The organism is Larkinella bovis (assembly GCF_042655385.1).
Taxonomy (GTDB): Bacteria; Bacteroidota; Bacteroidia; order Cytophagales; family Spirosomataceae; genus Larkinella; species Larkinella bovis.
In genome coordinates, this window is sequence record NZ_JBHSMA010000001.1 from 1,244,478 (window position 1) to 1,257,324 (window position 12,847).

Consider the following 12,847-nt stretch of genomic DNA (forward strand, 5'->3'; position numbering starts at 1 on the left):
AGCCCCCACAAAAGGAAGCGCTAAAAAAGAGGCAGCGAAGACGCTGAAAGAGAAACGGGCCGACAAACAGGCCAAACGTGACAGCAAGAAAGATTATTGATTTAAATAATCAGCAGTCCATTTTGCCGCAGGCTCCGCCAGGTGACCGAATGGACAAAGGATCCGAAACTCCCCAATCCGGCGGCTTCAAAGTCCGCTTTCAGGTCGCCGAGGGAGTACGGGTCCTGCTTTCCAATTTGTAATCTGGGCATGATGGTTTCCAGCCATTCGCCCACCGGCAGAGCGGTTTCCAACGCCCATTCGTTTTTCCTCGCATAAAAAACGAGCTCTGCCAATTCGGTCGTTTTCTTCCCTTTTTTTACTTCCAGCACCGAAACCACGGGCAGACTTCCCAGCCAGACGACCACGGCATTGGGACGAAACTCGCTGTCTGCTAACTGATCGATCTGGCGGGCGATATAATTCGGCGGAATGGTGGTAGCCGGTGTTTTGAAGTCAAACCAGCTTCGGAGCGGAAACTCGAACCCCACCCCGTGCATGTAGTTGAAGAGCGACTTCCGAAGGCCCTCCGAAAACCGCCCGTGGTCGCCCCCGAGCGGATCGGCATGGTCGAGGTCGTTGTCGGCAAAAAGCCCGTCATCCGGCCCCGTTCGCATGACGTCGAAACCCGCCGGATGCAGTCCCACCGGACTGTGGGCCGTCATGGCAAACCGGTGCCAGAAACCGGACTGCACCACGCCCATTTCGAACAGTTGCCGCACCATTTCCAGCGAATCAATGGTTTCCTGCGCCGTCTGCGTCGGAAAACCATACATCAGGTAGGCATGCACCATGATCCCGGCCTGCGTAAAACTATGGCCCACTTTGGCCACCTGCGCGACCGTAACGCCCTTTTTCATCCGTTCGAGCAGCCGATCCGATGCCACCTCCAGGCCGCCCGAAACCGCAATACAGCCGGAGGCTTTCAGCAACAGACAAAGATCCGCCGTAAAGTTTTTTTCGAATCGAATGTTTGTCCACCACACCACCGTCAGCTTCCGGCGGATGATTTCCAGCGCCAGATCGCGCATCAGGGCGGGCGGAGCTGCTTCGTCCACAAAGTGAAAACCGTTCTGGCCGGTCTGTTCGATAATTTCCTCGATGCGGTCGCACAGCAGGCTCGCCGTCAGCGGCTCGTAGCGTTTGATGTAATCGAGCGTCACATCGCAAAACGAACACTTCCCCCAGTAACAGCCGTGCGCCAGAGTCAGCTTGTTCCAGCGGCCGTCGCTCCAGAGCCGGTGCATGGGATTCACCAGTTCAATGACGGATAAATAGTCGTTCAGCCGCAAATCCCGGTAGTCGGGCGTACCGGTTTCGCGCTGCGGCACATCGCGTTCCCGGTTCTGGTTGTGGTACATCACCGCACCGTTTATTCGGCTATACACCCGTTTCAGTCCGTCCAGACCGCGTTTTCCCTCCAGAAAATCCAGCAGCGCAAGCAGGGGCGCTTCGCCGTCGTCGAGGCAGATGAAATCGACATAGTCAAAAATCCGGGGTTCCTTCAGCGACCGAAGCTCGGTGTTGGCATACCCGCCCCCCATGATGACGGAAAGGTCCGGATGGTGTTTTTTGAGGTACTGACCACATTTCAGCGCCCCGTACAAATTTCCCGGGAATGGCACCGTCAGACAGACCACGGTAGGTTTCCAGGCCTGGAGTCGTTCTTCCAGCCGCTTCGTTAACGTTACCGAAATCCGGGTTTCGGGTGCCTGCAAGGCTTCGTGCAAGGCATCGAAATGGGTCGCCGAGCGGCCTAACCGTTCGGCATACCGGCTGAACCCAAAATGCGGGTCCACCGCTTCGGTAATCAGATCGCCCAGGTCTTCGAGGTAGAGGGTCGCCAGATGCCGGGCTTTGTCGTGAATTCCCATCGTACCAAAGGCCCATTCCAGATCGTCCAGGTCCGAAAACCGGGCCGCTTCGGGCAAATACGACCGGTCACAGATGCTGTGCGCCAGGGTAGGATTCTTGTTCTGCAAAAACCGGATAACCGGGTCGATGGTCGTGATGTAATCGTCGCGCAGGGAAAAAATCCGGAAACTATTTTCCGATAATTCCCGGTCAGACGCTTCCAGTTCGGCAAACAACGCCCGCAGCCCTTTCCCCGAAAACAGTTCCAGAATCACCTCAATTCCCAAATCCGCCTGGTATGAGGAGAAGCCCTTCGTATTGAGGAAGCCCTTCAGGTAGGCCGTGGCCGGATAAGGCGTATTGAGCTGCGTGAACGGCGGGGTGATGAAAAGAATCGACGGTTCCAAGCGATGACGGGGCTTCGTTTCCGACAAAGGTAGTTCTTGTTCGTCAGAATAGCTCTTTTGACAATTGCATCCTATTTTAGCGGTACTGAATCCAACTTATGAAAATCCCGTTACTTTTCGCTGCGCTCTTTCTGTCGTCAACCGTGTGTGGCCAACCCAAACCAGCTGCGGGCGATCGCTTACCGGCCTCCTACTCGACCAGCTACCAAGCCCCGGTTTTTGACGATCCGCAACGGCTCGAAAAGATTCGGGCGGTTTTGCCCGCCGTGGAAAATCTTTACCGCGACTATGCCGCCAAAAACCATTTTCCGGGTCTGGCGTTTGGCGTGGTTGTCGATGGCCAACTGATTCATTCCGGCGGTTTTGGGTACACGGATGTGGCCAAAAAAACGGCCGTATCGTCCCAATCGCTGTTTCGGATTGCGTCGATGAGCAAGAGCGTAACCGTCATGGCTATTCTGAAACTGCGCGACGAAGGCAAGCTTCGGCTCGATGATCCGGCCTACCTGTATATCCCGGAACTGAAAAAACTCCCGTACCTCACGGCGGATTCTCCCTTAATTACCGTCCGTCATCTGATGACGCACTCCGCCGGTTTTCCGGAAGACAACCCCTGGGGCGACCGGCAACTGGACGACAGCCCGGCGGACCTGACCAAACTCATTGCCGGCGGTCTGTCGCTGTCGAACGCGCCGGGTGTCGCCTACGAATACAGCAACCTGGGCTTTGCCATGCTGGGCGCCATTGTTACCAAAGTTTCCGGGAAACCGTATCAGCAGTACATCGACGAAGCGATTTTCAAGCCGCTCGGCATGACCCACACCGTCTGGGAATACACCAAAGTGCCGGCCAACCAATTGGCGCACGGGTACCGCTGGCTGAACAACGAATGGGTGGAAGAACCGCTGTTGCACGATGGCTCATACGGAGCGATGGGCGGTTTGATTACGTCGATTGACGATTTCAGCAAATACATGGCCTTCCACGAGTCGGCCTGGCCACCCCGCAGTGTGGCCGAAAGCGGGCCGGTCAAACGCAGTTCGGTCCGGGAAATGCAACAGCCCTGGACGTTCAACAACCTGGCGAGCACGTTCAAGTACCCGAACGGGCGGGCCTGCCCGATGGTCAGCAGCTACGGGTACGGCCTGCGCTGGAGCCGCGATTGTGAAGGGCGCATCTACGTCGGACACACGGGCGGTTTACCCGGTTTTGGCAGCCAGTGGTGGATCATGCCCGACTACGGCATTGGCGTGGTGGCCTACGGCAACCTGACCTATGCGGGAATGACCCCCATCAACTGGACGGTGCTCGATACCCTGATTACCGGGGCGGGCCTGAAGCCACGGGCAATCCCGGTTTCCAACATCCTGGCGCAGCGCAAAACCGAACTGGTTCAACTGCTGCCGGACTGGACCAACGCCGAACACAGTCCCATTTTCGCCGAAAATTTCTTTCCGGATCAATCGCTCGAAAACCGGCGAAAAAACGTGCAGGAACTCTTTGCGAAAGCGGGAAAAATGGTGCGTGTTGGCGATCTGATCCCCGAGAATCAGTTGCGCGGACGGTTTATCATCGAAGGCGAGAAAGGCAGCATCGACGTTTTCTTCACCCTGACCCCCGAAAATCCGGCCCTGATTCAGCAACTGGACTTCCGGGAAGTCCGTCGATAAACTAGTCGATAAACTATTCGTATTCGGATCAGTTTGTAATTCTATTATCAATTCAGGACAAAACCTCAGCGCGAACCCCTCTTTATGAACACAGCGGATCGAACACCGCCCCAATTTCTGACCGGTGGTGGTGAGGTCGGCCACTTATTGCGTAGCTTCGACTGGTCGGGCAATCCACTTGGCGAACCGGACCAATGGCCCCAAAGTTTAAAAACCGCCGTCAGTATTGTGCTGCGCTCCGGCTATCCCATGTTCATCTGGTGGGGACCGCACCTGATCAATATTCACAACGACGCCTACATTCCGCTGATGGGCCACAAGCATCCGGCGTTTCTGGGAAAACCGGCCCCCGAAATCTGGTACGAAATCTGGGAGGAAAGTTTACTTCCCATGAAAAACCGGGTTTTTGACCAACAGGAATCGGTTTACGGTCAGGAGTTGATGCTGTTACTGGAACGAAAGGAATTTCCGGAAGAAGGGTATTTCAATTTCTCCTATAGTCCGATTATTGACGAAACCGGTCAGGTGGGCGGTTTATTCTGCGCCTGCCACGAAGAAACCGACAAGGTGTTGCGCCAGCGCCGGTTGCAAACCCTCAACGAACTGAGCAGCCGAATTACGCCCGCGCCCGATCGTGATTCCGTCGGCCGGGCGGCCATCGAGGTGCTGACCAAAAATTACAAAGACCTTCCCTTTTCGGCCTTCTACCTGCTGGATGCCCAGCAAACGGAAGCCCGGCTCTCCGGCACTTCGGGCGTGTTAGCCAACGACGCCGTCTTTGCCCAAACTGTTCCCCTGCAAACCGGCCTGGCCGGCGATTTCTGGAACGTGCAAGCCGTTGCTCAAACCGGGGAGCCAGCCCTGATCGAAAATGTTTCTGAAAAAATCACGGCCTTGCAACACGCCATAACGGATCGGCTTCCCGACCGTGCGTACGTGCTCCCGATCCAGCCAGGCAACCCGGAAAACCGGTTTGGGGTCCTGGTTTTCGGCTTAAGCCCCCACCGCGCATTCGATACCGAATACCGGATTTTTCTGGAAATGATTGGGGCCCAGATTGCTACCGTTATCGATACGCTGGAAGCGCACGAAATGGAACTACAACGATCCCGACAGCTTGCCGAGATCGATCGGGTGGCGCAGGAAACCATCGCCCAAAACCGGCAAAAAGCCGATGAACACGTTCGCAGTATCATTCATCAGGCCCCGGTGGGCATTGCGGTTTTAATGGGTGACCAGTTTGTTTTTGAAGCCGCCAATGAAACCTACGGCAGCCTGGTGGATAAACATCCGGACGAAATACTGGGTAAGCCCATGCTGGACGCGTTGCCCGAATTGCGCGGTCAGGGCATTACGGAATTGCTAGCGAACGTCGTCAAAACCGGCCAGCCCTACTTCGGCAATGAGTTTCCCGTGACCCTCAACCGCGCCGGGCGACCGGAACTGGTGTATTTCAATTTCATTTACCAGCCGTTGCGCAGGGCCGATCAATCGGTCAGCGGAATCATCGTGGTCGCCAATGACGTCACAGAACTGGTTACCTCCAAATACAAGCTCCAGGAAAGCGAGCGACAGTTCCGGAATCTCGTCATCCAGTCCCCCATCGCGATGGCCATCTTCCGGGGGCCGGAATTCATCATTGAGATCGCGAACGAAACCATGCTGAAAACCCTCTGGAAACGAACCTTGCGGGAAGTACAGGGGAAAAAGTTACTGGATATTTTCCCGGAACTACGGGATCAGCCCTACCCGCAGTTGCTGACGAACGTCCTGCAAACCGGCATTTCGCATACCGACAAGGAAGCCCTTACCTACATCAAGACCAAAGCAGGCGTGGGCAAATATTACCTGGATTACGAATACGCGCCCTTATTCGGAACCGACAACCGGGTAGCGGGAATCATGGTGACCGTCAACGACGTTTCGGAAAAAGTACTGGCCCGGATTTCCATTAATGAAGCCGAGCAGCGGTCCCGGCTGGCGATCGAGGCCGCTGAAATGGGAACGTATGACCTGGACCTCGAAACCGGCGGTTTTCTGTATTCGGAAAGACTGGCGGCCATTTTTGGCCTCGCGCGGCATCAGCCTTTTCCCCGAATTGCATTCGAAGAACGGATTCATCCGGACGATCTGCCCGTGCGGGCCAGGGCCTACGAGCAGGCCCTCAAAACCGGTCGGTTATTATACGAAGTGCGACTGAAGGAATCAGGGGGGCAAATCCCCTGGGTGCGCGTAGTGGGAAGTATTATCTTTAACGAGCAAAAACAACCCGTCCGGTTACTGGGGGCCGCCATCGACATTACCCAGCAGGTGGAAGCCCGAAAGAGCCTGGAAGAGGCCGCCGAAGTGTTGGAAAAACGGGTGGAACAACGGACGCTTGAGCTGCAAAACTCCAACCATGAACTGCTGCGCACCAACCACGAACTGGAACAGTTTGCCTATATCGCCAGCCACGACCTGCAGGAGCCGCTCCGGAAAATTCAGACTTTCAGTGAATTGCTCCGAGAGTCGCTGCACGATGAAGCCTCTTCCCAGGTGCTTTTGGAAAAAATCAGTTCGTCGGCCCAGCGGATGTCGGCCCTGATCCGGGGTGTCCTGAATTTTTCCCGACTATCCAAAACCGATGAACAGTTTGTTCCGACGGATCTGAACCAGATTCTGGCCAGCGTCAAAACCGATTTTGAACTATTGCTTGAACAGAAGGGGGCCATTCTTTCGCAGGATACCCTGCCCACCATCCCGGCAATTCCCCTGCAGTTGACGCAGCTGTTTACCAATCTGATCGGCAATTCCCTGAAATTCTCCGAAAAGAATCCCGTCATTCACATTTCCTCCAGCCGACCTTCTTCGGAAGAAATAAAAAGCATTCCTCCGCTAAATCCGGACAAAACTTATATCAAGCTGACTTTTAAAGACAACGGCATCGGTTTTGATCAAAATTACGCCGAGCAGATTTTCATCATTTTCCACCGGCTGAATGGCCGTAAATCGTACAGTGGAACTGGTATTGGCCTGGCCTTGTGCAAAAAGATTGTTGAAAACCACCAGGGTTTTATTGCGGCCGAAAGTACCCCGGACCAGGGAGCCACTTTCTCCGTTTATTTGCCGACCTGAGCGCCTTTACGGTTTTCAGGCCGGGGCCGCAAAATTGATTTAAAACCGTACCTTGGCTGGCAATTCCGCCCACGAAGTCTGCTTTTCGTCATGAAACTCTATTCTCTTGTTACGGTCTTTTTTCTGCTCCTTCTCGTGGATTCCGGTCACGCCCAAAACCGGGTGCCCCGGTTCAACGTCATTGCGTTTTATACGGCCAGGAATGACAGAGCGCACATTAGTTTTGTCCATGAAGCCAACCGCTGGTTTCCCAGAATGGCAGCTCAGCACGGTTTCTCCTACGATTCAACCGCGAACTGGTCCAACCTGAATGCCGAATTTCTGGCTAAGTATCAGGTCGTTATCTTCCTGGATACGCGACCCGAAACCCCGGAACAACGAGAAGCCTTTCAGCACTACATGGAATCCGGTGGTGCCTGGATGGGGTTTCACTTTGCGGCTTTTGCGCTGACGCCCTCAGCCTATCCCCAGAACTGGGACTGGTATCATAACGAATTTGTGGGCGCCGGTTCGTATAAAAGCAATACCTGGCGGCCTACTCCGGCGGTTTTGCGCGTGGAAGACCGCAGCCACCCGGCGACGAAACACCTGCCGGAAACGTTTACTTCGGCCCCGAACGAATGGTACCGGTGGAGCAACGATTTGACGGCCAATCCGAACCTGAAAATTCTGTTATCCATCGACCCGTCCAGCTTTCCGCTCGGAACCGGCCCCAAGCCGCACGAGATCTGGCATAGCGGTTATTATCCGGTTGTCTGGACCCATAAAAAATACCGGATGCTGTACCTAAACATGGGGCATAACGATATCGATTACGAGCATAAAACCCATAACGAACTTTCGTTTACGTTTGCCAACGAAACGCAGAACAAACTCATTCTGGATGGTTTATTGTGGCTCGGAACTACCAAAAAGTAGCCTTTTACGAAAAGGATAGCCCGCTTCCTCACAATGTCTTGGAATCTGTTTCCGGTCGATTTTATCTTCCCGCCGACAACAGATTACTTTAATGGCACACAAAGGAAAGGAGATCAGAAACCCGAAAACCGGGCAGCTGATTCAGTTTGTCCAGACCCGGACCGACACAAACGGGCAGTTTCTGGAGCTCATTTCAACGTACGAAGCGCATTCGAAAGAACCCGTTCCGCACTACCATCCGCATCAGGACGAATATTTTGAAGTACTCCAGGGGCAATTATCGGTTCGATTAAACGGAGCCCTGCGGACTTTTCGGCCGGGTGAGCGAATTCATATTGCCAGAAATACGCCCCATTCGATGTGGAATTCGACGGATGACCCAACCGTTGTCACCTGGAAAACCGTTCCGGCGCTGGATACCGAATATTTGCTGGAACTGAACGCCGGGCTGGCCAATGCCGGAAAAACCAACGAAGAAGGCATTCCCGGCATCCTCCAGATTGCGTTAATGATGCAACATTATAACCACGTCTTCCGGCTGGCCAAACCGCCTTTTCTCGTTCAGAAAGTGGTGTTTGCGCTGTTGACGCCGGTTGCACGGCTGCTGGGTTACAAACCCTATTACCGGGAATACATCGACTAACCGTTGCGTTGGCCGGTGGTCAGAACGGAAAGACCCCGGCCACCGACCGACCGTTAGACCAACTGAACGGAATCGAGTTGTTGATTGATCAGGGCGGTTTCTTCCGCCGTTAATGAAATAGCGATCGCCCTGGCGTTCTGCACCGCCTGCTCGGCGTTTCGGGCCCCCACCAGGGCAGCCGTAATGGCCGGGCGTTCGAGGGTCCATCGAATGACCAGCTGACTCAGTGAGACTTGCTTTTGTTCGGCAAGCGGTCTGATTTTTTCCAGAAAAGCCCACACCCGGTCGATATTGCCATCCTTGAACGATTTGTAATTTGCCCGGTGATCGCCCTCGGCAAACTGATGGCCCGGTCGGATTTTACCCGTCAGCAGGCCGCGTTCCAAGGGACTGTAGGCCAGAATTGATTTGTGATTTTCGAGACAGTACGGCACCAGTTCGGCTTCGATGTCGCGCTTTACGAGGCTGTACGAAACCTGATTGGAAGCCAGTTTGACGGTTTTTTCAGCCTCCTTCATTTGCTCCACGCTATAATTGGAAACCCCGGCGGCCCGAATTTTCCCCTGTTCGATCAGGCGGCTTACGGCTTCCATGGTTTCGGAAATCGGCGTGGTAACGTCGGGCCAGTGAATTTGAAACAGATCGATGTAATCGGTTCCCAACCGTTTCAGGCTATCTTCACATTCCTTGATGACACTTTCCTTTCCCGCGTATTTGTAGACGTCAATGGGCGTTCCGGCATTGTCTTTCGTATGAAACGCCAGGGTTCCTTTCACCAGATCCCAGCGCATGCCATATTTGGTCAGAATTTGAACTTTATCGCGCGGAATGCCCCGGAGGGCTTCTCCGACAATTCCTTCACTGGTTCCCTGCCCGTAAACCGGTGCCGTATCGATGGAGGTAACACCCAGATCGTAGGACGCGCGGATGGCCTCCACGGCGTCTTTGCGTTCCGTTCCGCCCCACATCCAGCCACCGGCCGCCCAGGCCCCGAAAGTAATTGCCGAAACCGTTACAGCTGACTCGCCTAATTTCCGATATTCCATATGTACAGATTTAGGCGGCAAAGTTAGGCATTTACTTTAAAACGTTGAATCGGGCCGTTCGACCAATTGATACGCCGGTCGGCTTCGGCCAGATCGACAAAATCATACTCCAGCAACAACTGTTTTAATTTGCTCCAGCAGCCGTTCAGGCCATAATACGACTTAAACTGGCGCATCCGGCTCAGGCCCGGCACCATCGGCTGCCCGGGATCGAAATCACGGGGATGAAAATACGTCATGACATAGGGCGACTGCCGCATGAAATACTGCAGCATCAAATACGGGAACAACCGAAAATAACCGCCCCCCGAAAAAATGAGATCACTGCCCATCATCCCCACCGTATTAATCGGAAACTCTTTCAGTAACGTCCCGTTGACATCGATGTAACACGGTTCTGCGATGCCGAAGGTGGCATCCCCCCCGTGGGCGCGTCGGGCCGGAAACATTGAGCAATCAATTTCGATGCCCAGTTCGGTCAATAACGGAAACACCCAGCGGTTTTGGGCCTTCACCGAAAAACCGGGGGCTCGGTACGCCCGCACGTTTTTTCCGGTAACATCCTGCAACGCCTTGATTGATCGCTCCAGATCGTTGCGATACTGGACCGGCGATTGTTCATAAACCAGTTGGTGAAGGTCCGAGTGCGTTCCAATTTCATACCCCGCTTCGTCGATCCGGCGGACCACATCGGGGTATTTACGCGCTACCCAACCCAGGCAAAAGAAAGTGGCCCGCGAATTTGTTTCGTCCAGCAAGCGAAAAATGCGATCCATGTTCTGGTGAATCCGGCATTCAAACCGGCCCCAGTCCTGTTCGGTTCGGGTGGAGGGATTGTCGAGCAGGTGAAACCACTCTTCAATGTCAAAGGTAAGGATGTTCATCGGAAGGCAAGGTTAGGATGTGGTGTAACAGGCGGCTGTATTGTCTTTAATAGAATCGTTTTCCGGCCGCCCGAAATGCTTTCACATCCGCGCGGGTTGGAAACGAAAAGTAGGTCATCCGGGCAGGGTCATTCGCGATGAGCTGGTAGTTACCGGCCTGGATTTTCTCGATGCATTCGACAATGCAATCCATGCCAAGCTGCTTGGTGTATTCAATCAGTTCGGCCTGTGAGCGGTTGCCGATTTCGACCGTCTTCTGCACCAGAATCGGGCCGCTATCGATCCCTTCGTCCACAAAAAAAACCGAGACGCCGGTGTATTTCTCGCCGTTTTTCAGGACCCAGAAGGAAGGCATCAGTCCCCGGTATTTTGGCAACAGGGCCGTGTGCAGGTTCAAACACCCCTTCGGTGCCAGATCGATCAACGGACGTTTAAAAAGCTGGTTTCCGGCAATCGAGATGAGCAAATCCGGTTGATAGGCGGCAATTTTAGCGAGATTCTCCTTTTTGTTAATGTTGCCCTCCAGGTGAATCAGCGGGATCCGATGCTGTTCCAGGACGTATTTGACCCTATTTTCTTTCCGGAGTTTGGACGAGACGTATTTCAGGCCGTACCGCAGGAAAAAGGGCAGGCCAAAAATATCGTACGTTTTTTTGGCCTTTTCCGTAAATGTTTCCCGTTTCCCGAAGGGTGACACATCGGCCACAATCGTTCCGACTACCTGTGCGTACGGGGGTAGTTTTCTCAGTAAATACTGTAGATTTTTGGCTAAATAGAAGGGGTCATCCTGGGTAATAAAAATTATTCTCATAGGCAGATCGTTGTCTGATTATCACAACAATTTTATCATTTCTACCCATCCAGCTCCGGGCTCCGGCCCTGCAAACCACCCGTATGAATGGCGACAACCACGGCCTCATGTGGGAAAAATCCCTGCCGTGCCAGCTCATAAATCCCGTATAACATTTTCCCGGTATAGACCTGCTCCAGCCGTACGCCGGTCTTTTCTTCGAATGCTCGAATGTAAATTAACAAGTTTCTCGTGGTTTTCGCATATCCACCAAAGTGAAAATTAGAAAATACCTGTATTTTTTTTTGTTTTTCCAAAGCCAACCCTTTCAAGGCGGAGAAGCCAAGTACCTGTAGACCGTCGGGGGCCGACCGTTCCAACCCGGCCAGGGTTCCCCCCGTACCCACCGGACAACAAACATAGTCTGGCAAATGGGGGCTTTGCTGCAGAATTTCGGGGATGATTTCGGCCGTTCCCCGAATCGCCAGTTCGTTGGTGCCGCCTTCCGGTAATTCATAAAAGGAGCCGAATTGCTGCCGCACTTGATCCCGAAAAACCGGGTCCGCTACATTCCGGAACTGGTGCCGGGTGATAAAGTGGAGATGCATGCCCTGTTCACGGGCAAAGGCCAGGGTTGGGGTGTCGCGCTCACGGTGATCTTCCCCCCGGATAATGCCGATGGTCGAAAAACCGAATTCACGCCCGGCGGCCGCAACGGCATAAATATGATTGGAGTACGCCCCGCCATACGTCAGCAGGGTTTGGTAATTCAGTCGGCGGGCTTCGACCAAGTTATACTTGAGCTTCCGCCATTTGTTTCCTGAGACAAACGGATGCAGTTCATCATCCCGTTTCAGGTACAATCGAATCGGAACCGGTTCGGGAAAGGGGTCCGGCAAAAATTGTAATCGCGAGGGAGCCGTAATTGAAAGCAAGTTCTTGGCCGGTTAGTTGCCGCCCCCCTGTTTCCGGGCAAACACCGAACCCGTATAGCCGTTATGCCCTTTGAGCGTGTAGCGCAGAATCAGCGTATTTTCGACCATTTCGCCCTGGCCACTGACCGTATACTGATCGCCAAGGTAATTGGTAAAGCCCTGCTCCCGGATGATCAGATCATGGCCCGAAATCGTGGCTTCCAGCGGAGTTTTAATCAGATTAGCCAGGTTCGCGATGGTCACCGTATTGGCTTTATCCGCCTTTTTGGCAACAGTTAGCAGGTAGTTATCGGCGGTTTTTACTTCCTGAACGGTATAAACCCCATCAAAATTCTTCTCTTTGGCCGGCACTTCTTCCGTTCCGCAACTCGCCAGCGTGAGGAACAGAGCGGATAATACGGGGATAAACTTCAATTGCGTGGCGCTCCATGACCACCGTTCGGACGAGATAAAACGTTTCATTATATCAGGTTGTTAGCCAGCTGTTAGTTACGGCTTTACAAAAATAGTACGGTTATAACAAAAACCATTGACCATTCGCTAAAAC

10 protein-coding genes are annotated in these 12,847 nt (G+C 53.7%); 4 read left to right on the forward strand and 6 right to left on the reverse strand.

Annotated features, from left to right (window positions below):
• Positions 1–101: 101 nt before the first annotated feature.
• Complete coding sequence (locus ACFPMF_RS05245) at positions 102–2,300, reverse strand: B12-binding domain-containing radical SAM protein (protein ID WP_379841832.1); 2,199 nt, start codon at positions 2,298–2,300, stop codon at positions 102–104.
• Between the two features lie 98 nt (positions 2,301–2,398).
• On the opposite strand from ACFPMF_RS05245, the gene ACFPMF_RS05250 reads away from it, so the two are divergent.
• The 4 genes from ACFPMF_RS05250 (at position 2,399) to ACFPMF_RS05265 (ending at position 8,645) form a co-directional block, all read left to right on the forward strand.
• The gene (locus ACFPMF_RS05250; protein ID WP_379841834.1) at positions 2,399–3,970 is read left to right on the forward strand and encodes a serine hydrolase domain-containing protein; all 1,572 of its coding nucleotides are present in this window, start codon (positions 2,399–2,401) and stop codon (positions 3,968–3,970) included.
• An 84-nt stretch (positions 3,971–4,054) separates the two neighbouring features.
• The gene (locus ACFPMF_RS05255) at positions 4,055–7,084 is read left to right on the forward strand and encodes a PAS domain-containing protein (RefSeq protein WP_379841836.1); all 3,030 of its coding nucleotides are present in this window, start codon (positions 4,055–4,057) and stop codon (positions 7,082–7,084) included.
• A gap of 90 nt (positions 7,085–7,174) precedes the next feature.
• On the forward strand, positions 7,175–8,002 hold the full coding sequence (locus ACFPMF_RS05260) for a ThuA domain-containing protein (protein WP_379841838.1): 828 nt from the start codon (positions 7,175–7,177) through the stop codon (positions 8,000–8,002).
• 91 nt (positions 8,003–8,093) lie between these two features.
• Positions 8,094–8,645, forward strand: a complete 552-nt coding sequence (locus ACFPMF_RS05265) for a cupin domain-containing protein (protein ID WP_379841840.1) — start codon at positions 8,094–8,096, stop codon at positions 8,643–8,645.
• Between the two features lie 53 nt (positions 8,646–8,698).
• Here the strand turns inward: ACFPMF_RS05265 and ACFPMF_RS05270 are convergent, their stop codons facing one another.
• The 5 genes from ACFPMF_RS05270 to ACFPMF_RS05290 are packed head-to-tail and all read right to left on the reverse strand — an operon-like array spanning position 8,699 to position 12,762.
• Positions 8,699–9,691 carry an aldo/keto reductase gene (locus ACFPMF_RS05270; RefSeq protein ID WP_379841842.1) on the reverse strand — a complete coding sequence of 331 codons (993 nt, stop codon included), beginning with the start codon at positions 9,689–9,691 and terminating at the stop codon, positions 8,699–8,701.
• Between the two features lie 23 nt (positions 9,692–9,714).
• Positions 9,715–10,575 carry a polysaccharide deacetylase family protein gene (locus ACFPMF_RS05275; RefSeq protein WP_379841844.1) on the reverse strand — a complete coding sequence of 287 codons (861 nt, stop codon included), beginning with the start codon at positions 10,573–10,575 and terminating at the stop codon, positions 9,715–9,717.
• Between the two features lie 46 nt (positions 10,576–10,621).
• Entirely contained in the window at positions 10,622–11,386 is a 765-nt protein-coding gene (locus ACFPMF_RS05280) for a methionyl-tRNA formyltransferase (RefSeq protein WP_379841846.1), read from the reverse strand.
• A gap of 41 nt (positions 11,387–11,427) precedes the next feature.
• Positions 11,428–12,264 carry a 1-aminocyclopropane-1-carboxylate deaminase/D-cysteine desulfhydrase gene (locus ACFPMF_RS05285; protein WP_379841848.1) on the reverse strand — a complete coding sequence of 279 codons (837 nt, stop codon included), beginning with the start codon at positions 12,262–12,264 and terminating at the stop codon, positions 11,428–11,430.
• A 48-nt stretch (positions 12,265–12,312) separates the two neighbouring features.
• Positions 12,313–12,762 (reverse strand): cyclin family protein, encoded by a 450-nt coding sequence (locus tag ACFPMF_RS05290; RefSeq protein ID WP_379841850.1) that lies wholly within the window; start codon positions 12,760–12,762, stop codon positions 12,313–12,315.
• Positions 12,763–12,847 lie beyond the last annotated feature (85 nt).